Source organism: Neorhizobium sp. JUb45, assembly GCF_004343585.1.
GTDB lineage: Bacteria > Pseudomonadota > Alphaproteobacteria > Rhizobiales > Rhizobiaceae > Neorhizobium.
In genome coordinates, this window is sequence record NZ_SLYW01000003.1 from 648,421 (window position 1) to 669,482 (window position 21,062).

The 21,062-nt window shown below is 57.9% G+C and carries 17 protein-coding genes; 6 read left to right on the plus strand and 11 right to left on the minus strand.

Annotation, left to right across the window (positions count from 1 at the left end; genetic code table 11):
- Window positions 1–234 precede the first annotated feature (234 nt).
- Window positions 235–1,116 (minus strand): LuxR C-terminal-related transcriptional regulator, encoded by an 882-nt coding sequence (locus tag EDF70_RS15550; RefSeq protein ID WP_245519184.1) that lies wholly within the window; start codon window positions 1,114–1,116, stop codon window positions 235–237.
- A gap of 207 nt (window positions 1,117–1,323) precedes the next feature.
- On the opposite strand from EDF70_RS15550, the gene repA reads away from it, so the two are divergent.
- The 3 genes from repA (at window position 1,324) to repC (ending at window position 5,125) form a co-directional block, all read left to right on the plus strand.
- Window positions 1,324–2,490: a plasmid partitioning protein RepA gene (gene repA / locus EDF70_RS15555; protein ID WP_245519185.1), complete on the plus strand. Its 1,167-nt coding sequence runs from the start codon at window positions 1,324–1,326 to the stop codon at window positions 2,488–2,490.
- Window positions 2,487–3,524 carry a plasmid partitioning protein RepB gene (repB, locus tag EDF70_RS15560; protein WP_132275136.1) on the plus strand — a complete coding sequence of 346 codons (1,038 nt, stop codon included), beginning with the start codon at window positions 2,487–2,489 and terminating at the stop codon, window positions 3,522–3,524. The genes repA and repB overlap by 4 nt, the downstream gene beginning before the upstream one ends.
- A 185-nt stretch (window positions 3,525–3,709) precedes the next feature.
- Window positions 3,710–5,125, plus strand: coding sequence for a plasmid replication protein RepC (gene repC / locus EDF70_RS15565; RefSeq protein ID WP_132275139.1), 1,416 nt, complete (start codon window positions 3,710–3,712; stop codon window positions 5,123–5,125).
- Between the two features lie 59 nt (window positions 5,126–5,184).
- Here repC and EDF70_RS15570 read toward each other — a convergent pair whose 3' ends face one another.
- The 7 genes from EDF70_RS15570 to EDF70_RS15600 all read right to left on the minus strand — a co-directional run bounded on the left by EDF70_RS15570 (window position 5,185) and on the right by EDF70_RS15600 (window position 13,261).
- Entirely contained in the window at window positions 5,185–7,032 is a 1,848-nt protein-coding gene (locus tag EDF70_RS15570) for a DUF2264 domain-containing protein (protein ID WP_132275142.1), read from the minus strand.
- 80 nt (window positions 7,033–7,112) lie between these two features.
- Window positions 7,113–8,393 carry a sugar ABC transporter substrate-binding protein gene (locus tag EDF70_RS15575; RefSeq protein WP_132275144.1) on the minus strand — a complete coding sequence of 427 codons (1,281 nt, stop codon included), beginning with the start codon at window positions 8,391–8,393 and terminating at the stop codon, window positions 7,113–7,115.
- Window positions 8,394–8,424: 31 nt separating this feature from the next.
- The gene (locus EDF70_RS15580) at window positions 8,425–9,156 is read right to left on the minus strand and encodes a DUF624 domain-containing protein (RefSeq protein ID WP_132275147.1); all 732 of its coding nucleotides are present in this window, start codon (window positions 9,154–9,156) and stop codon (window positions 8,425–8,427) included.
- 24 nt (window positions 9,157–9,180) lie between these two features.
- Complete coding sequence (locus EDF70_RS15585) at window positions 9,181–10,290, minus strand: ABC transporter ATP-binding protein (RefSeq protein ID WP_132275150.1); 1,110 nt, start codon at window positions 10,288–10,290, stop codon at window positions 9,181–9,183.
- Window positions 10,291–10,302: 12 nt separating this feature from the next.
- Complete coding sequence (locus EDF70_RS15590; RefSeq protein WP_132275153.1) at window positions 10,303–11,475, minus strand: glycoside hydrolase family 88 protein; 1,173 nt, start codon at window positions 11,473–11,475, stop codon at window positions 10,303–10,305.
- Window positions 11,476–11,479: 4 nt separating this feature from the next.
- Window positions 11,480–12,316 carry a carbohydrate ABC transporter permease gene (locus EDF70_RS15595; protein WP_132275156.1) on the minus strand — a complete coding sequence of 279 codons (837 nt, stop codon included), beginning with the start codon at window positions 12,314–12,316 and terminating at the stop codon, window positions 11,480–11,482.
- Window positions 12,317–12,319: 3 nt separating this feature from the next.
- Entirely contained in the window at window positions 12,320–13,261 is a 942-nt protein-coding gene (locus tag EDF70_RS15600) for a sugar ABC transporter permease (protein ID WP_132275158.1), read from the minus strand.
- Between the two features lie 236 nt (window positions 13,262–13,497).
- Between EDF70_RS15600 and EDF70_RS15605 the strand changes: the two genes are divergently transcribed.
- Together EDF70_RS15605 and EDF70_RS15610 are read left to right on the plus strand one after the other, a co-directional pair.
- Entirely contained in the window at window positions 13,498–15,273 is a 1,776-nt protein-coding gene (locus tag EDF70_RS15605) for a heparinase II/III family protein (RefSeq protein WP_132275161.1), read from the plus strand.
- 10 nt (window positions 15,274–15,283) lie between these two features.
- On the plus strand, window positions 15,284–16,066 hold the full coding sequence (locus EDF70_RS15610) for a carbohydrate-binding protein (RefSeq protein ID WP_132275163.1): 783 nt from the start codon (window positions 15,284–15,286) through the stop codon (window positions 16,064–16,066).
- A gap of 36 nt (window positions 16,067–16,102) precedes the next feature.
- Here EDF70_RS15610 and EDF70_RS15615 read toward each other — a convergent pair whose 3' ends face one another.
- Window positions 16,103–16,834: a FadR/GntR family transcriptional regulator gene (locus tag EDF70_RS15615; RefSeq protein ID WP_132275889.1), complete on the minus strand. Its 732-nt coding sequence runs from the start codon at window positions 16,832–16,834 to the stop codon at window positions 16,103–16,105.
- Between the two features lie 239 nt (window positions 16,835–17,073).
- Between EDF70_RS15615 and EDF70_RS15620 the strand changes: the two genes are divergently transcribed.
- Window positions 17,074–18,726: an acyltransferase gene (locus EDF70_RS15620; protein WP_132275891.1), complete on the plus strand. Its 1,653-nt coding sequence runs from the start codon at window positions 17,074–17,076 to the stop codon at window positions 18,724–18,726.
- 298 nt (window positions 18,727–19,024) lie between these two features.
- Here the strand turns inward: EDF70_RS15620 and EDF70_RS15625 are convergent, their stop codons facing one another.
- Together EDF70_RS15625 and EDF70_RS15630 are read right to left on the minus strand one after the other, a co-directional pair.
- Window positions 19,025–20,053, minus strand: a complete 1,029-nt coding sequence (locus EDF70_RS15625; protein ID WP_132275893.1) for a methionine synthase — start codon at window positions 20,051–20,053, stop codon at window positions 19,025–19,027.
- Window positions 20,054–20,078: 25 nt separating this feature from the next.
- On the minus strand, window positions 20,079–21,056 hold the full coding sequence (locus EDF70_RS15630) for a DUF1852 domain-containing protein (RefSeq protein WP_132275166.1): 978 nt from the start codon (window positions 21,054–21,056) through the stop codon (window positions 20,079–20,081).
- Between the last annotated feature and the right edge of the window lie 6 nt (window positions 21,057–21,062).

Below are 21,062 nucleotides of genomic sequence, written 5' to 3' on the forward strand. Positions count from 1 at the left end.
AAACATCCGAGCCAATCCGATAGACTCAGTCCCGTTGGATACGGTCCAATCTATACCTCAACACCACAAAAAGTGCCAGAGACTTCAGGCATTGCCGACCGTTTTCAACAACACCGCCTGTCGGAAGGCTTGCTGACAAACCAAGTTGCCATGTGGCAACGCAGACCGGCGCGCCCTGCCCTGCTCTTCGTGAAACCAATGCCGGCAATGGCAGGTCGGCTTGGCTTCAGGAGATCACTCGATCAGCCGCCGCCGAATGGCCTCGGCAATGGCTTCGGTGCGGTTGGATGCCCCAACCTTTTTCACCGCACTTTTCATATAGGTATTTACGGTATCGACCTGATAGCCGCTTTCCGCAGCGATGCGCTCGCTGGTCAGCCCATGGCTTGCCAACCGCAGACAGATCAATTCTCCATACGTAAGTTTCAAAGTGTCGGCTGCGAAGCGATCCATCAGCGGTTTGGTAATAGCGACATGCGTCGCCTCGCAGATGCGCTTGAGGAAATCGACTTCATCAGCATTGAACGGCACCGTTCGTATGAAGGTGATGGCGCCATAGACATGCTCGCCACGCCGCAATGGAAACAAGGTGCGATTGAGAACGCCAAAACTTGTCATCAACTGCTGAAGTCTGGCACTGGGCGGCGCAGACACGAACACCTCTGCATCGCAGACCACATCCTTGCCATCCACCGAAGCGGCCACCAGCGGATCGCTCAGATAGAGTTTTTCCGCGGCATAGGCTTCCATGTAGCCGGGGGGAAGATTGGTATCGATCGACTGCCCGCGGCCAAAACGGAAACGATCTATATCGAGACCGCTGACGGCAATGAAATCGAAATGAACGGCACGACGCAACCGCTCGATAAACGGATGATGGTGAAAGAAACGCGTTCGTGGCACCGACGCCAGATCGACGAATTCCCCATAGGGTTCTGCTTGAGAATCGGAAGCCATCGCCATTAAGATCAACCCACCCATTTGATGCGCGGACCATATTCCCGTTCTCGGCCATCGGCAACGCGCCAGTCTAACGGCCGTCGTAGTCGCCGCGGCGCGTGCTTCAGAAACGCGCTGGAGAGAGTCTTTTGGAGAATTGGGGAGGTGGGTTGCCATATGGCAACCTCGTCAATCCTCTACACGGCGGCGATGAACGAATCGTGGAGCAAATGCTGTTAACCTATCGTTAACCCTAAAGGCCTTGCGACTCAGAGCGACTCGCGTCATGGTTCGCTACGGAATATTCCGACACTCTGGAGATTTATCGTAGTTATGGCCAAGACACGTAGTCAGCCAACGGAACCGCAAGAACCCAAGCGTCCGATGACGGAAGTTATCGCTGGCGACGGTGCTGCTTTGTCCGAAGAACTGCAGGCGATGCGTGCTGCGCTCTTTCCTCCCGTTGCGCAGAAAATGCTTCGCTCGTTTTCCTCAGTGGAATCCGCCAAGCTGATTGGCATTGCTGATGCCTATCTTCGTCAGCTCTCCCTGAACGGCAAGGGCCCGCAGCCCACCATCAACTCTGGCGGCCGGCGTTATTATACGCTGGCACAGATCAACGAGATCCGCGCCGTCCTCGACGAAAATGCCAAGGGCAACAAGCGTTATGTCCAGCGCCGCCGCGAAGGTGAACATTGCCAGGTTATGGCCGTGGTCAACTTCAAGGGCGGCAGCGGCAAGACCACCACAGCGGCTCACCTGGCGCAATATCTGGCTTTCCAGGGTTACCGCGTGCTTGCGGTCGATCTCGACCCCCAGGCGTCTCTGACGGCCCTGCATGGCTATCAGCCGGAATACGACATCGCCAGCAACGAAACGATGTATGCGGCTATCCGCTACGACGATCAACGTCGTCCGATGAAGGACATCATTCGCAAAAGCTACATTCCCGGTCTCGACATCGTGCCCGGCAATCTGGAACTGATGGAATATGAACACGACACACCGCGTGCGCTTGCCGAACGCGGTGCGGAACCGTTCTTCGGTCGGGTCGCATCCTCTCTTGGCACGGTGGCAGACGACTACGATGTCATGGTTCTGGATTGCCCGCCGCAGCTCGGTTTCCTGACGCTCGGCGCACTCTGCTCCGCCACAGGCCTTGTCATCACTGCACATCCGCAGATGCTCGATGTCATGTCCATGTGCCAGTTCCTTCTAATGACGTCCGATCTTCTCGGTGTCGTGCAGGAGTCGGGCGGCGATCTGGATTACGATTTCATTCGTTATGTCGTGACGCGTTACGAACCTTCGGATGGACCGCAGACACAGATGGTCGGTTTCATGCGTTCACTGTTCCGTGAACGTGTGCTGACCAACACCATGCTCAAATCGACAGCCATTTCCGATGCCGGCCTTTCCAAGCAGACGCTTTACGAAGTCGGCCGCGAGAACTTTTCGAAAAACACCTATGACCGCGCCATGGAATCTCTGGACGGCGTCAACAGCGAGATTGAAGGTCTGATCCGTCAGGCCTGGGGTAGGGCAGGATGAGCCGTAAGGATACGTTGAAAGCCATGTTGTCACGTCGGGATCATGAGTTGCCAGCTGGCAACCCTGCCGATGACGATACGACTGCCGGCAAGGCCGTTGCCGCAGACACTGGTCACGACGCGAAGATGCAGCATATCCGTTCCGGTGCCGTCGGTGCCATGGGTCGCACGCTTGGTCAGATTGCCAATGCCGCCGATCAGGCCCGCGCGCTTATTGCAGCCGGTTCCGCCGTTGTGGAAATTCCTGCAGAAAAGATCGAGGGCTCGTTCGTCAACGATCGTCTTCCGGATGATGGCGAGGACTTCCAGCGGCTGACCGACGCCATTCGCGAGTCGGGTCAGAAAAGCCCTATCCTTGTCCGTCCGCATCCTGACAAGGCCGACTTCTATCAGATCGCTTTTGGTCATCGTCGTGTGCGCGTTCTGCGGGCCCTCGGTCGTCCGGTCAAGGCTGTCGTACAGAACCTGACGGACGAAGAACTGGTCGTCATCCAGGGTCAGGAAAACTCGGCGCGTTCGGATCTCAGCTATATCGAACGTGGTCTGTTTGCCCTGGCTCTGGAAGAGAAGGGGTTTGATCGCCGTATCATCATGTCGGCACTCGGCATGGAGAAGACACAGCTTTCGCGCCTGATGTCCGTTGCACATGGTCTGCCGCGTTCGCTGATCGAAGCCATTGGTCCGGCCCCTAAGACCGGGCGACCACGCTGGATTGCCTTGACGGAGCGCCTGGCAGAGAAGCCGGAATCGCCAGCACTGTCGGCACTGCTGCGGAACCAGCAATTCCTTCAGTCGGATTCCGATAGCCGTTTCGTCAAGGTCATGACGGCCCTGTCGGTCAAGATCGAGAAGGAAAAGCCGGAACCGATCAAGGCTGCAAGCGGTGTCAAACTGGCAGTGATGGAGCGCTCCAGCAGCCGCACCACGCTTCTCTTCGATGAGAAGGTCGCACCCGAATTCGCAGATTTCGTTGCAGCCCGTCTGCAGGAACTGCATCTGGAATATCTCAAGTCGTCAGCATTGCGTCACGACTGAGACCATCATCAACCCGAACATTTAGGAGAGGGACAAGAGCGCAAAAGAAAAGCCCCCGAACGTCACCGTTACGGAAGCTTTCCTCGTAGTCTGAGCAACTCGAGAATCGCACTTCCTAGAATCAGTGTCAAGCACAGCGTCGTTTCGGCGAGCGAATTTCTTTTGCCTGTCACAAGGTAAAAGTCATGAACAGTGGATATTTGACGACGCCCTTTGGGCGGCGGTCGATGACCCTTGCCATGTTGACGGATCAGATCGTCGACAGTGAAAAGGTATGCGACAAATCCATCGACAAATGGGAACTCTATCGCGCCCTATGCCAGGCAAAGCCGCTTCTTGGCCTGTCTGACCGTGCGCTTGCGCTTATGAATGCGCTGCTGAGCTTCTACCCGAAGGCCGAGATTTCCCTGGCAAACGGTCTTGTCGTTTTTCCTTCCAATCAGGCTCTGTCTCAGAGAAGCCATGGCATGGCCGAACAAACCATCCGTCGCCATCTGGCATCGCTGGTGGACGCCGGTCTTCTGACACGCAAGGACAGCCCGAACGGCAAACGGTACGCACGACGCGGCAGGGCAGGGGATATCACCCAGGCTTTTGGTTTCTCACTGCAGCCGCTTCTTGCCCGTTCCGATGAAATCTTTGATCTCGCCGAGAAGGTCGAGAACCAGCGTCGGCAGACCCATCTTCTGCGGGAAGAGATCTCTTTGCATCGTCGCGATATCGGCAAGCTGCTGATCGTGGTCGAAGTCGAAGACGTTCCCGGTGACTGGAATTCTCTCAAAATCCGTCTGGCTGACCTCGTTTCTGCTCTCCCGCGCAAGGCTGAACTGCATCAGCTCGAAGCACATCTCTCTATTTTATCGCGCGTTCATGCGGAAATTGTCAATTCATTGAAAAACTTTGCAAATTCCCAAAATTTGGGCGGCAACACCTCTCAAACTGAGCGGCACATAGAATCCAAACCAGAATCCAGATTCGATTCAAACATCTCTGTTGTTGAACCGCGCGCGAGCCAAGAAACCTCGAATGATCGGCAGCCGGCAAAACCGCTGTCACTGGATCTGGTCAACCGTGCCTGCCCCAATGTCGCCATCCTCAGCGCAAGCGGCAGTCTGAAAACCATGCAGGACCTGATGTCGGTTCAGCCGGTTCTATGCTCGATGCTCTCCATCAACCGTCAGCTTCTGGAATTGGCACAGAGTTCGATCGGCATCGTCGAGACTGCCGTCACCATTGCCTGCCTCTATGAAAAGGGCGAGGAGATTGCTTCGCCGAGCGGTTATCTTCGCAACCTCGCATCCTCTGCAAAATCAGGCAATTTCCAAGTAAGGCCGATGGTGGAGAGGCTGATGATGACGCAGCTGGCAACTGTCGGAAACGAACAGCACGCCGCTGAGGTCAATGAAGCTGAGGATGGCAGCCTCACCCATCTCAACCACGCATCGGCCTTCCTGACGGCGAATGAAGCCAAACAGGCCTATCTTCTGTCGATGAAGTCGCAATCGTTTTCTGCCACGGCCGGCAAAAGGGCATATCCGGCAAAATCAGCCGTATCGTCCCACCAGCGTATGATGGCAGGACGCTCGGAATATCCAGCATGATCAACCGGCTGGCGATGATTGCTGATCTTGAGACGGCGCCGAGATTATATCCCGGCCGCTCAGAGAGCGAATGCCGGCACACGTTCGCCGCCAGCACGGAAAATTGCCTCGAGTTCGGCAAGCGTCGGGCATGCGGGAACGGTTTCAAGAAGTCCGGTTTTCGCGTCCGCTCTGGGAAGAGCAACGACCGCTGCGCTCAGCACCGTCGTGCCCGCAGAAATCTCGCCACGCAATTGCGGCACCAGCGTTTTGGCATGGATGAGGTTCGCATTGGCGATGGCACTGATGGCATGGCCGTGGCGTGTGATCGTCGGCGACAGATCGACAATGGCGCTGATATCCGTCTGACCTTGCCAGATGGCTCTGCCCGGCTCCTGCACGCTGCTATCGGCATTGAAATCGGCACGCGGAATGGCAAACCCGCCTTCGCTCGTCTGCAGGCTACGCGGTGTGTGAATGCGGTGGATACGGATATGCCAGGGATTGGCCGGGACAAGCCAGCTCTCGACGGTCACATCATCCCACGGCTTCCAGCGGGAATAGAGTTTGTCGCCGGCAATCAGCGCGTCTTCCAGCGTCTCACGCATGCGAAAATGCACACCGTCATCGGAAAGCCCCAGCATGCCGTCAAAACTGGCGGCAACGAAATGCCGATCGTTGAGTTCGATGTTGAAGCCGTAACGGGTGGAATAGACGAATTTCGAATATTTTTCGTTGGCCCCGAGCATCCTGTCATGCTGTTGGCCGGAAGAAAGGATCACGGTATTGCCGGGCGTATGCATCGCCACCATGCCGGCTTCCTTCAGCGGAACCGGGTCAGCGAAATCAGGGGCAGGGGTCTCCTCAGTCGCCCAGAAAGGATGATCGGCGGGCAGGGCCAGCGGCAGGAAAAACTTGAGTGCCCAATAGGGTGATCCCGCCGAGTTATAGCTCTCGCTCATCATCAGGTTCGGATAACCGTAGCCGATGGAGAGAATGCCATCACGCTCGGCAATCGGCAGGTCCGACCACCAGCGGATATGGCGCATGTAATATCCCTTGATCTCGTTCCAGGGCAGGGCCTCGACGCCGGCAAAGGCCAGCGCCCCCCAAATGCCACCGCAGGCAAAACGATAGGTCTGGCTGCGACCGAAAGCGAGCGCCGCACCATCCGACCCGAACCAGTGGCGGATATCCTTGGCAAACACGTTTGCACGCGCGCGGTAGGCCTCAGCACGCTTCGTGTCGTGCTTGGCAATGACGGAATAGATCAGCGCATAAAAATGCAGGGCGAACGGTACATAGTGGTCGACCCGTTTTACAGGTCCGTCGCGATACCAGCCTTCGCCCAGCCGGAAAGCCTCGACCTCGTCGAGATATTGCTCCGTGAGCGAGCGGTCGAAATCCACACCCGCCTGCGTCAGGCCGAGATCGATCAGGACGCGAAAAAATTTCCAGTTATTGTCGACGAAGTCTTTGGTTCGCGCCGAGATCAGATAGGCGGCAACCGTTTTTTTCTGGTCTTCGCTCAGCGGTTCCCAGATAAACTGCGGCACCATGGCAATGGCAAAACCGATGGCAGCAAGCTCCACCTGTCGCTGGTCGGTGCGGGAAACATCGCCCCAATATTCCGGATTGTCGGGATCGGTGCCGTTGGCAAGGCCGCGACGATAGAGGTCCCAATGCGGAAAATCATAACCGCCGGCAGCCAGCGGCACGATGCCCCACAGCGGCCGGGCAAAACCTTCGAGATCGGCCGCTGCGCGATCAAAATGCGCACCGGTGGCGCTGAGCCGCACCCGCGCGCCACCCTCGGAGAAGTAGGGAAGCAACGGATTGAAGAGATCCATCACCGCTTTGGCTAGATCATCGCGGCTGAGAAGAGGATTGCCGTGGAGGGGATTGGCGCGGACAGGATCGTAGATCATCGGTCTTCCATAGGTTCGGACATGTGTGCGGACAAAAGAAACCCCGCGAAAACGTTTGGTCTCCGCGGGGTTCTGGCATGTTATTTGATGGCCTTCACGCCATCGGCCATTTCCTTCAACCCGTCATCGATAGAGATATTGTCGGTCATGATCGAGTCATGCGCGCGGTTGAGGATAACCTCGATGCGGGCAGCATTCGGCGTGACCGCCATTTCCAGATAGGATTTTCCGGGTTCCAGTGCCCCCTTGCTGGTCTCGTCCTGCGGGAAACCGTCAAGCGAGGCGATCTTCGCCGTCACTTCCGGTGTACGCACGGTCGGAATGGTGCCGGTCGACGCGATGATCGAAGCCCCTTCGGCGCTGGTCACGAACTTGATGAAGTCGAGAACCGCTTCCTTGTGGCCGGAATTGCTGTTCACCGAAAGACCGGAAATCTGCGCCGCCGTGGTGCCGGCAACAACACCGTCCGGATGCGGGAATTTCACGATACCCCAGTTCTTGCTCTTGCTCTCACCGGATTTCACCTTGGCGATCTGCGTGCCGACGAACCATGTGCCCATCGGCAACATGCCGATCGTGCCGTTGAAGAACGGACCGGAATAGTGCGTGTTGGAGGTTTTCAGCGTCGCATAGGATGGCACGATGCTGTCTTCCTGCAGTTTCAGCGCCCGCTCGTACCAAGGCTTGAGGAAGGCATAATCCGGGCCGGCCAGCGTGTTCTTGCCGTCGAGAATACCGGCCAGCTGCACGGTGGAGCGCCAGGTGTGAAACAGCGCGCCATAGGTCTTGTTGACACCCATGCCACCCGCCAGTTTCGTGGCTGTCTCGTCGAACTGCGCCCAGGTCATGTCATTGGTGGGGTAGGGCACGCCGGCTTTGTCAAAAATGTCCTTGTTGTAATAGACGACCCAGAAATCCGAGCGGAACGGCAGCGAATAGATTTTGCCATCCACCGTCATTTCTTCGGCCAGACCACCGAAGGAGGCCTTGTCGATCTTCTGCTCAGTCATGAAGCTGGACAGATCCATGATCGAACCGGCGCGGATCAGGTTCGTGTAGTTCGGCACGTCCTTGACGGTGACGATGTCGATATCTTTTGAACCGCCCGCGAGCTGCGTGGCGATCATCTGCTGGTAATCCTGCGAGCCCAGGTCGATATGCTCGAACTTCACATTGGGGTTCTTGGCCTGATAGGCCTCGATCAGCGGCTTGTAATAGGCCACCTTGTCCCAGTCCCACAGCGCCCAGCGCAATGTGACGGCGTCACCGGATTGCGCGAACGCTGCACCTGTGGTCGATGCCGCAAGGGCAAGCCCCGCCAAAGTCAGTTTCATGCCTCTCCCAAACGTTTCCAAATACATCCTGTTTCTCCTTCCCTGGATTGTCTCTGGTTCAGATATGTCTTGCGTCAGCCGCCTCCGTTTCGAGGGCTGGCTGAACGGCAGCCGGCAGGGCAAGCACCATCACGGCGGCGCGGTGCGCGGCAAAGGTAATGGCGAAAAGCCCGAGTGAAAAATTGAGCGTGGCCGGCATGAACACCGACACCGGGTAAAAGGCGATATGCGCCACCCACAGCGCGGCGACGAAAACAAGGGCGGCGATCGCCGGCAGCGGCCGCAGCACGGAAGCGATGACGGCAAGCTTCAGCAACGTCTTTGCGGGCATGTCGCGCATCACCATCAGCACGATGAGATGGCAGGCGACGATGCCGAGAAAAACAGTGACGGCGAGCGCGGTCGTCAGCGGGAAGGCGAGAAAAACATTCTCCCGCGCCGCTGCCGCGTAGGTGACGATGGCATAGATGGCGAGGCCGATGACGGCGGCAAATGCCAGGCCCCAAGCCGTCGCCCGCCAGAAATAGCGGCGCAGCGCCTCCACGAAATCACGCAGCAGATAGGTGTTGCGGTCCTCGACGAAAGCGACGCAGACAAAAACCGTGGCGGCGATGGCGGCAGGCAGCGGAATGATCAGCAGGGCGACCAGAATGAACAGGATGTTCAGCTTGACCATCTCCCACCATTCACGTGCAAAGATCTGGGAAAACAGAGCAAGGCCGGTCTTTTGCGGCGCATTCTTGGGAATGCCCGGCCCTTCCTTCGTCCACATATCCCGCAGCCACTGCATGGCCTACCTCCAGGTGGTGTTTCCTCAGTAGAGTATCGACCGTTCCGTTTCCTTGTCGAACAGCTGCATATTGGTCGTATCGACGATCAGTTTTGCCGTTTCGCCAATCCCCGCCTTGAAGCGCGGCGAGACACGCACAGTCATAGCCTTTTCCCCGGCGGTGATATTGAGATGGATCTCGGACCCCATCGGTTCCGCCAGATCGACCACGGCCTCGAAGGGCGCAAGATTTGCGGGGTTGATGTCGGCAGGCGCCAGTTCATGGAAGTTTTCGGGGCGCAGGCCGATAACGACTTCGCGGCCCTCGTAGGGCGCAATCCGGGCCTTGTCGAAATTTTGCGGGATCGGCAGCACGCGGCCGTCAAAGATCGCCACATATTCTTCGCCGCGCTTTTCGATCTTCGAAGGCAGCATGTTCATCTGCGGTGCGCCGATAAAACCGGCCACGAACATGTTGATCGGGCGGTCATAGAGGTTCTGCGGCGTATCGACCTGCTGGATATGACCATCGGCCATCACCACGATGCGGTCGGCCATGGTCATGGCCTCGATCTGGTCATGGGTGACGTAGATGAAGGTCGAGTTCAGCCGCTTGTGCAGCTTGGTGATCTCGGCGCGCATCGTGCCGCGTAGCTTTGCATCGAGGTTGGAAAGCGGTTCGTCGAGCAGAAACACTTCCGGATTGCGCACCATGGCACGACCCAGCGCCACGCGCTGCCGCTGTCCGCCGGAAAGCGCCTTGGGCTTGCGGTTGAGAAGATGCGTGATGTCCAGGATCTTTGCCGCTTCCTGCACCTTCTGGTCGATGACCTCTCGCGAAGCCTTTCGCAGTTGCAGGCCGAACGCCATGTTCTTGTAGACGGTCATATGCGGGTAAAGCGCATAGTTCTGGAACACCATGGCGATGTCGCGGTCCTTGGACGGCACGTCGTTGACGACGTCGCCGCCGATGATCAGCTCGCCGCCCGAGATTTCCTCCAGGCCCGCGATCATGCGCAATGTCGTCGACTTTCCGCAGCCGGACGGACCGACCAGAATGATGAATTCCTTGTCGGCGATCTCCAGATCGATGTCATGGACAACGGTCAGGGCACCGTAGGTCTTGTTCAATTTCTTCAGTGAAATGCTGGCCATCGGTTCAATCTCTCACCAGTAGGAAGACCACGAACGCGACAGGCGCGTCAGGGCCTCCATGTAATAATAGTCACCCCAGGACACGCACTCGTCGACGCCTTCGCCGCGGCAGGTGTTGTAGGGCGATTTTTTGGAATAGGTGCCGTGCAGGACGAGCCCGTTGGAGACGGCCGGATCCTTGACCGCATAATGATCGGCAAGGCTTTTCATCATCCGGCGGGCCAGATCGCGGTAACGGTCCGCTGCTTCGCCGCCGACAAGATCGGCCATTTCCAGCAATCCGCAGGCAACGATCGAGGCCGCAGACGTATCGCGCGGTTCGTTGTCGCCATCGGTAAACACCATGTCCCAATAGGGCACCAGATCGGCCGGCAGCTTGTTCAGGTAGAAGGCCAGCAGCCGGTCGAACGTGTCGCGATATTCGTCTATCCGTTCATAACGATAGGAAAACGCCATGCCGGCCACACCCCAGGCCTGACCGCGCGCCCAGAAACTGTCGTCGCTAAAACCCTGCTTGGTGGCGCCGCGCACGGGCGCACCGGTCACCGGGTCCATGTAGAAGGTGTGATAAGTGGATGAGTCCGGCCGCACGGAATTGGCAAGCGTCGTGCGGGCATGGATCAGCGCGATATCGCGGTATTTCGGGTCGCCGGTCTGTTCCGTTGCCCAGTAGAGCAGCGGCAGGTTCAAAAGGCAGTCGATGATGTAGCGGTATTCTTCCGCGACGCCCTTGCGACCCCATGCCTGAATGAACTGGCCGATCGGCTGGTAGCGTTCAAGCAGCTGGTCAGCGGCGAGAAGTGCCGCCTTACGGCCATCCTCGTCGCCCACCAGTTTCCAGGCGGCGATGCAGGAGGGCGAATAGAGAAAACCCATGTCGTGATGGTCGGTTTCGATGCGGTTCTCGATCCGGTGCAGAAAACTCTGCACCTGGATTTGCGCCGCATATTGAAACACCTTGTCACCGCTATGCTCGAAGGCCAGCCAGATCTCGCCCGGCCAGAAGCCGGCGGTCCACTGGTCGTTGGCGACAGCGGGGTAAAAATTTTTCACGCTCGAATGGTTCTGGGCGCTGTAGGTGAAGTCCGGCAGATTGCGGCGGATCTGCGCGACAGCGATATCGAGAGCGGCTTTGACCTCTTCGTCGGTAATCGGCTGCGGAGCGATGGATGTGTTCACGTTCATAAAATCAACCCTTGATGCCGGAGGATGCGACGCCTTCGACAAAGAAGCGTTGCAGCGACAGGAAGACGATCAGCACCGGGATCAGCGCCACCACGGATGCGGCCATGATCAGCCCGTATTCGGCGGAATATTGGCTGATGAACATGCGCAGGCCGATCTGGATCGTCTTCAGCTCGGTCTTGGTCAGGTAGATCATCGGTCCCAGAAAATCGTTCCAGGTGGTGACGAAGGTGAAGATGGTCAGCGTCGAGAGTGCAGGCTTCGACAGCGGCAGCATGATCTTTGCCCAGATCTGGTATTCGTTCATGCCGTCTATGCGGGCGGCTTCGCACAGCTCGGTCGGGATCGACATGTAAAACTGCCGCATCAGGAACACGCCGAAAGCGGTGAAGGCCTGAAGGCAGATCAGCGCCAGATGGGTGTTGTTGAGGCCGAATTCGCGCATCAGCAGGAACTGCGGCACCATATAGACCTGCCAAGGCATGGCGATGGTGGCGATGTAACCGAGAAACAGCGCGTTCTTGTAAGGGAAATGCAGCTTGGCGAAGGCATAGGCCGCAAAGCTCGATGTGAACAGCTGCATCAGCGTCACGATGATCGTCAGCTTCGACGTGTTGTAGATGAACAGCGCCAGCGGGATTTTCGTCCAGATATCGACGTAGTTCGACCACTGCGGGTTGGATGGTATCCATTCGATCGGGAAAACGAACACTTCGCTGCTGAGTTTCAGCGAGGCCGACAGCATCCAGGCGAAAGGCAACAGCATCACGATGGTGATGAGGATGACCGTCGCATAGATGGCGGCGAGTTTTCCGGTGAGTTTTTGGCCGGCAATGCGCATGGCTCAGTCCTCCTTCTGGCGGCGGAACTGGACGACGGTCACGGCCAGCACGAGGAAGAACAGGACGAGCGCGATCATGCTGGAATAACCGAGATCCCAGGAAATGAAGGCCTCGTTGTAAATGTGATAAACGAGCACGAGGGTCGAGGTGCCGGGTCCGCCCTGGGTGATCATGTAGATCTGGTCGAACACCTTGAAGGACTGGATGGTCAGCATCACGGTCACGAAAAATGTCGTCGGCCCAAGCTGCGGCACGGTGACGTACAGAAATTTCTGCCAGGCATTGGCGCCATCCAGATCGGCCGCCTCGTAAAGCTCGGAATTGATGCCCTGCAGGCCGGCCAGGTAGATGACCATGAAATAACCCATGCTTTTCCACACGCCGAACAGGATGACGGTGACCATCGCCCAATGGCGGTCGGCGGCCCAGCCGGGCATGTTTTTCGGGTCGAGGCCAAGAGTGTAGAGGATCATGTTCACCGGCCCCATTTCGGGGTTGAAGATCATGTTCCAGACAACGGCTACGGCCACCAGCGAGGCGACATAGGGAAAGAACATCGCGGTACGGAAAAAGTCGCGGCCTAGGATTTTGTGGTTGAGCAGAATGGCAAGGCCGAGCGCGCAGGCAAGCGTCACCGGCACCGAGACGACCGTATAGATGATCGTGTTCCAGAAGGCGTCCTTGAACGCCTTGTCCTCGAACAGCCGCCAGAAATTGTCGAGCCCGGCGAAAGACATGGCATTGCTGCCATCCCAGTGCATGAAGGCCAAAACGAAGGCGAACAGGATCGGGCCGAGCGTGAAAACGGCAAAGCCCAGAAAATTGGGAGCAATGAAGGAATAGGCCACCAGCGCGTCCTGCACCCTGCGGCGACGTTTGGACACGGTTTTCCGTCGTCTCGCCGGAACCGGTGTGTCGCCGGCGGCAATGGTAGAATGGGCCATGAAACTCCTCCGAAGAATTCGCCACAGACATGCGTTTCAAAGCGCTTATCCGCGGATGCACGTCAGCCAGATTGCTCTGTTGTCCGTACCTCCTCCCACATTCGACATAGCATATCCACGACATTGGTCAAACAACTTATCAACCCATCATATGAATTAGCTGGAACTGCAAAAATACATATGATAGGGCGGATCAAATCACGGTGATCGTGGCTCATGTCGACAGGGAGGAAAACATGTTTGGCGAGGTCGCAGCGCGGCTGCCGGCGGTTTTGGCGGACTTTCTTCCCGGTCGCCCCATCGATGACCGTGAAACCTGGAACAGCTTCCCTGAAAACCTCAGGGCGCTGGTTCTGGCCGATGCCGAGGCGGCGCTTGGTCGCAACTGGCCGGTGATCACGGCCGGCGATTACCGCCAGTTTTCGCAAGACGGCAATCGCGCCGATTTCGAAGCGCTGTATTTTTCCCGCCGCCGTATGTTGAACGATCTGGTTCTCGGCGAACTGCTGCAGAACGAGGGCCGGTTTTTATCCGCGATCATCGATGGCATCTGGCTGATCTGCGAGGAAAGCGGCTGGCAGCTTCCCGCCCATAATGCCTACCAGCGCGGCGGCATCCGTTATCCGCTGCCGGATGTGGACCGCCCGGTCATCGACCTGTTCGCCGCCGAAACCGCAGCACTTCTCTCCACCATTGTCGCGATGATGGGCAGCCGCCTTGACGCGGTGATCGTCAGCCGCATCGAGCGCGAGGTGCGCAAGCGCATTCTCGAACCCTATCTCACCACCCATTTCTGGTGGATGGGTAATGGCGATGAACGCATGAACAACTGGACGGCCTGGATCACCCAGAATGTCCTCCTCTCCACCTTCAGCCTCAGGACCGATCAGGGCTTACGCGCCCATGTGGCGGAAAAGGCGCTCGGCAGCCTCGATGCCTTCATCAAGGATTATGCGGATGACGGTGCCTGCGAGGAGGGTGTCGTGTATTACCGGCATGCGGCGCTCTGCATGTTCGGCGCCATGTCCATTCTCGATACCGTTGCCCCCGGCGTCATGGGGCCGCTCTGGTCCGCCTCAAAAATCCGCAACATGGCGGAATACATCGTCAACATGCATGTGGCCGGGCATTTCTATTTCAATTTCGCCGATTCCGCGGCCGTCATCGATCCTTGCACAGCCCGTGAATATCTGTTCGGCAAGGCGGTCGGCTCGCAAAAACTCAGCGATTTTGCCGCCCGCGATCGCGCCACAAGCGAGAGGCCGCATCTGCCGGAGGAATGGAACCTCTGGTACCGCGTGCAGGAACTGTTGACGCCTGTCGCCCAACCGGAAGGCGCTTTCCTGCCGACAGATGCCTCCTATCCCGGCATCGGCCTTCACATCGCCCGCGACGAAAATTTCGCGCTGGCGGTGAAGGGTGGCAATAATGGCGAAAGCCACAATCACAACGATGTCGGCAGCGTCACGCTCTACAAAAACGGCCAGCCTTTCCTGATCGATGTCGGCGTCGAGACCTATACGGCGAAGACCTTTTCCGCGGATCGTTACCAGATCTGGACCATGCAATCGGCTTTTCACAACCTGCCGACATTTGGCGAGGTGATGCAGTCCGATGGCGCCGCCTTTGCCGCGCGCGACATGCAGGCAAAATTTTCGCCGGAGAAGGCCGAGATATCGCTCGATATCGCGCCGGCCTATCCGCCCGAGGCCAAGCTGCGCAGCTATCGCCGAACGGTCACGCTCAACCGCGGCCATGGCGTCGAGACCACCGATATCCACGAGGGCGACCTGCCGGCCACCCTGTCGCTGATGCTGCGGGAAAAGCCGGTGGTTGAAGGCGGCATCATCCATGTCGGCGACCTTGGTCTCATCGAGGTCGAAGGTGGCCGCGACATTCAGGTCGAAACGATCGAGATCAATGACGCAAGGCTGAAAATCTCATGGCCTGCAAAACTTTACCGGCTGCGCGTCCCGTTCGCGGACACGCGCCTGACATTGCGGATCGTCTGAGGAGGACGGGATGGAACTGACACTGAAAGTGATCGATGGCGCCGGTGCCGTGAAGGCGCAAGCGTCGAATGGCGATGAAGTTTTTCTGGTTTTCATGGATGAATATCAGGCGGGCGATCAGGTCGTGGTCGAAGCCTCCGAACCCGGCCATATCGTGCTGTCGCTGGATGATGCGATGCCTCCGACGCTCGTTTATCTGGCGGCTGAAAACTATGCGCTGGCCGTTCCCTTCGAGATCAAGCGCGCGCCCTACTCGCCTCGGTCCTTCACCGGCGAGCGTCATCGCCTGCATGTGCGAAAAGCTCGCCCGGAAGAGAGCGCTCAACGCCGCAATCTGGCGCTCAATCCATGGGATGACCACGCCAACACGACACTGTTTCCGCACGCGCATGCCAATGTCGAAACCCGCGGTGAATCGCAGTTCTTTGCCCGCAACGCGATTGATGGCGAAAAGGCCAATGACGATCATGGCCACTGGCCCTATACGAGCTGGGGCATCAACAAGGACCGGGAAGCAGCGCTGACGATCGAGTTCGGCCGCCCGGTCAGGATCGATGAAATCGTGCTTTATCTGCGCGCCGATTTCCCGCACGACGCCTGGTGGGAAAAGGCGAGCGTTACGCTCTCCACTGGCGAGACCCATACATTTTCGCTGATCAAGACCGGCGCGGCGCAAGCCTTTCCGATCAAGGAGCAGACGGTGGAATGGGTGCGGCTGCACAGTCTCATCAAGGCGGATGATCCCTCGCCCTATCCGGCATTGACGCAGATCGAGGTCTGGGGTCGGGATTGATCGAGCTGACGGCAGCGGCAATGCTCGCTGCCGAAATCAGTTCGAACCTGCCCGCGAATTCCGTAGCAGATCGCGATACCGGATCTGGCTGCCGCGCAGATGGTCGCGCATGGCGTTGCGGGCGGCTTCCTCGTCGCGATCTGAAATCGCCATGACGATCGCCTCATGCTCCTGATGGATCAGGCGGCGATAGGCAGTCTGTTCGGCGGGTTCTGGGTCCGGCACCGGGCGCGATTGCGGAATGACGGCGCCGCCGTGAAACTCCAGATGCTGGCGGAACAGTGGATTGTTGGTGGCGTCGGCGATCGCGAAATGCAGGGCCAGATCGGCCTCGCGGATCGATTCATTGCGCTCGATACAGCGCAGCACCTGCCGGTGACATTCGAAAATCGCCTCTTCCTGAGCCGGAGAACGGCGCGCGGCGGCAAGGGCTGCCGCCTCGATTTCCAGCGGAGCGCGCACTTCCAGCACTTCCAGATCGGAGGAAACCCGCGCCTTGTCGATCCTTCGGTTATTTGCCAGAGCGGACGCCGGTTCCAGCACAAAAATGCCCGCACCCTGGCGCACGTCCACCAGCCCGTCGGATTTCATCGCCGCCACCGCCTCGCGGATCACCGTGCGGCTCACCTTGTGGGCTTCGGTCAGCTCCGCTTCGCTTGGCAGCTTGTCTCCGGGGGCATACTGGCCGCTGGAAATCGCCAACCGGAGGCTCTCGCCCACCTGAAACACCAGAGACCCGGCTGTCTTGCTTCGATCCTTGGTTTGCACCACCACGCCCAATTCCTTGTCAAAGACTTGCGGCGATGTTTTTGCTCGCCCGATCCGTTTCATCGCGATACTTGTATGATAAGTTAATGCAAACATCAATCTTCGCACGGATTGATGTTTGCCATGTTCACCGGTTAAGCATCGGAAATATGGTGGAGAAGCCGGTTGTCCGGACAGGAATGGCCGCAAAAATGTCAATTCGTATGATGACAATAAGCGGCGGGAGGAGAACAAGAATGATGGATTGCGACGTCAAACGCGATATCGACACGGCGAGAGAAGACCGGCTGCAATTCATGACCTGGGAGCGGCAGCCCGGTGATATGGACAGCGACGGCCAGAAAAAACGAAGAGCCGATTTGGCGAAAAGTGCCGGTGCGCGGATCGCGGACACGGCCTATATCGCCGGTGATGCACGCATATTCACCTCCCGGCTGGTGGTCGGGGAACACTCATGGATCGCAGGCCATGCTCTGGTGCGGGGCGATGTCGAGTTTGGCAAGAACTGCTCGGTCAACGCCTATGCCTGCCTGTCGGGAAAAATCCGCTGCGGTGATGGCGTGCGCATTGCCTCGCTGGTCTCCATCGTCGGCTTCAACCATGGTTTTGATGATCCCGATACGCCGATCAACGACCAGCCGCATGTCACACTCGGCATCACCATTGGCGATGATGTCTGGATCGGTGCCAATGCCGTCATTCTCGATGGCGTGACGATCGGGCGAGGGGCGGTCATCGCCGCCGGTGCCGTCGTGACAAAAGATATCCCCGAACTCGGCATCGCCGCCGGTGTGCCGGCCAAGGTGGTGCGCCGCCGCGGTGAAAGCGCTTTATCCACCAAATCCCGGCGCTCGGAAGTCGAGGCGGCGTTGAAACGGATCGGCGACATTGCCGGCAGCGAATGGCGCGACGTGCTTGCCCACTACTGCACACCAGCGGGGTACATGTCGGCCGGTGCCGATGGCGTGGTGCACGCCGCCCTCCGGCACGAATGCGACGCAATCGAAATCGCCGCCGGTTTCGGCCACGCGCCGCAGGGCGAAGAGGCGCAGGATCTGGTGGCAAGGCTGCAGGCCCTGCAGGATCCCGAAACCGGTTTCATTCCCGATCCCTATAATCCGCCCGACCGCACGAAAAATATCCGCGAGGATTCCGCCTCGCTCTACCATGTGCTTTCGGTCGGTTATGCGCTGGAAATTCTGGGTTCCCGCCCGCGTCTGCCAATTTCGGATGTCGAGCTGGAACCGGCCGCGCTCTGCGACTGGCTGGAAGCCCTGCCGTGGTCGACGCGTGCCTGGTGGAGTGGTGATCGTGTCGATTCCATCGCAACGGCGCTCTATTTCAATGCGCGGTATTTTAAGACCGGCAGGGGCAAGGAAGTGCTGTTCGGCTGGCTGGCAACGCATGTCGATCGTGCCACCGGCCTCTGGGGAAAACCAACAGAGGCGCAGGGCCTGCTGCAACCGGTCAACGGCTTTTATCGCCTCACCCGTGGCGCTTATGCGCAGTTCGGCGTGCCGGTGCCGCTGCCGGAAGCGGCCATCAATTCGGTCACTACCAACTACCGCAATCACGACGGTTTTTCCGGCGAGAGCTACAATGCCTGCAATCTGCTCGACACCATCCATCCCTTGTGGCTGTGCCTGAAACAGACGGATTTTTCGCGCGCGCAGGCGGAAACGATTGCCGAAAACGTCATTCTGCGTGGCGCCGAGAGATGGCAGACGGGCAGGGGCTTTGCGTTTGCAGACCGCCAGAACCCCGGCCTTCAGGGCACGGAAATGTGGCTGTCGACCCTGCATCTGGCGGCCGATCTTCTGGGGGTGGAAGAAAAATTTGCCTTCACGCCGAAGGGTGTGCATCGCACCCGCGCGGTCGGCATGGGGTTATGAAGGGCTTCGAAAAGGTGGGTTCTTAAAGGGCAATGACGCCGTGCGAGCACCGGGCATGGTGTGATTGAAACGTGGCTCGGAAAACCCACGATGTGCATGGATTGATCACTGCTCGAGCAGGCTACAGTCTCTGGGCAGCACATCATTGGCAGGAATGCGGCAAAGGCGGACATCCTTCGAAGTCTTCAGGATGATCCGCGCTATGACCGCAGAGTCATTCTTAGGTCATCCAGCGTGTATCACGGTGGGTGCGGTGGCGACGGGCAGCCGCCATCCGCTGGTTCAGACAATCGGAAAACTAGCCAGCGAGCTCTCTCCGGACGATCTCAGCTCCTGCACTCAAGGCATTCAGCTTGCCTCTTGCCACACGACGGGACAGAGGGGCCATGCCGCAATTGGTGCAGGGGCAAAGGTTTTCTGCGTCGACAAACTTGAGCGCCTTGCGCAGCGTTGCAGCGACCTCCTCCGGGGTTTCGATGGTATCGCTTGCCACATCGATGGCTCCGACCATCACTTTTTTCCCTCGTACAAGCTCCAGAAGATCCATCGGAACATGAGAATTGTGGCATTCGAGGGAGATCATGCCGATGCTGGATTTCTGCAGTTTGGGGAGAGTTTCCTCATACTGCCGCCATTCTGACCCAAGCGTCTTTTTCCAATCCGTATTGGCCTTAATGCCGTAACCGTAGCAGATATGGACGGCGGTCTCGCACTTCAGCCCTTCGATTGCCCTTTCCAGAGTGGCGACACCCCAGTCATTCACCTCGTCAAAGAAAACGTTGAAAGCAGGTTCGTCGAACTGGATGATATCGACGCCGGCCGCCTCCAGTTCCCTTGCTTCCTCGTTGAGTATCCCGGCAAATTCCCAAGCGAGCTTTTCTCGGCTCTTATAGTGCCCGTCAAAGAGTGTATCGATCATCGTCATCGGACCCGGCAAAGCCCACTTGATCGGCTGTTTGGTCTGCTGACGCAAAAACCTGGCGTCTTCGACGAAAACCGGCTTCTGGCGAGAGACAGTGCCGACAACTGTCGGGACACTCGCATCGTAGCGATCGCGAATTCTGACGGTTTCGCGTTTTGCAAAATCGACCCCTTCGAGGTGCTCGATGAACGTCGTGACGAAATGTTGGCGTGTTTGCTCGCCATCACTGACGATGTCGATGCCGGCCTGTTGCTGATCGTCCAGCGAAAGGCGCAAGGCGTCTCTTTTGCCCTCCAGCAATTCCTCATCCGCCAGTTTCCAGGGCGACCACAGTTTTTCGGGCTGCGCAAGCCAAGAGGGTTTCGGCAGGCTGCCGGCGGTCGATGTGGGGAGAAGTTTCTTCACAATGGGGACCTCTTCTAAGTGTTGATCAGGCGGCGCAGTGAGCAAACAGTTGCTCAAGGGCAGCGCGGTATGGCTTGATGAAGTGTTCTTCGGTGAACTTGGCCTGATCCACCGCCAAGCGACTTCGTTCGTCGCGGTCGTAGGCGATCCGGGTCAGCGAATAGTCCTGGTGTTTCAGATTGGGCTGGTAAAATGTCCCGGCCGCTGCATTCGCATTGTAGATTTCAGGGCGATAAATCCTCTGAAACGTTTCCATCGTGCTGATGATGCCGATCAGTTCGATATTGGAATAATCGCCCAGCAAGTCGCCAACAAAATAGAAAGCCAGCGGCGCGACGCTGCCCGCAGGCATGAAGTGGCGAACCTGCAATCCCATTTTCCCGAAATACTGGTCGGTGGACGAGAATTCATGCTGCCGGTACTCGACGCCCATGACGGGGTGATGATTTTCGGTCCGGTGATAGGTCTTGCTGGTCGAGGCGCTGATGCAAATGACCGGCGGCTTGCGAAACTGCGACCGGTAGGCATCTGACTGCAGAAAGGACTTGAACAGCTTCCCATGCAGGTCGCCGAAGTCGGCCGGAATACTGAAGGCAGGCAGGCTCCTGTTATACTCCGGCAGCACCACGCTGAAGTCGTAGTCGCGCACGTAGGAGGAGAAGTTATTCCCCACAATGCCTTCGATACGTTCCCCGGTTTTGTGATCTACGATCGTCGTCTTCAGTATCTCGATGAGAGGAAATTTCTCGCCATCAACATCCAGGTTCATTTCGACCGAAATGATCTCCAACTCGACCGAATAACGGTCAGATTTGGGATTATCCCAGTGTGCGAGGGCATTGAAGCGGCTATCGATCATCGCCAAGACATTGCGCAGGTTTTCCTGCCGCTTTTCGCCTCTGGCCAGATTGGCAAAATTGGTGGTGATGCGCGTATGTGCCGAAGGACGATAATCCTCGTCGAAGGGTAGGCTTGTGATCGTGAAACTGCAGGTCTGAGACATGTTGTG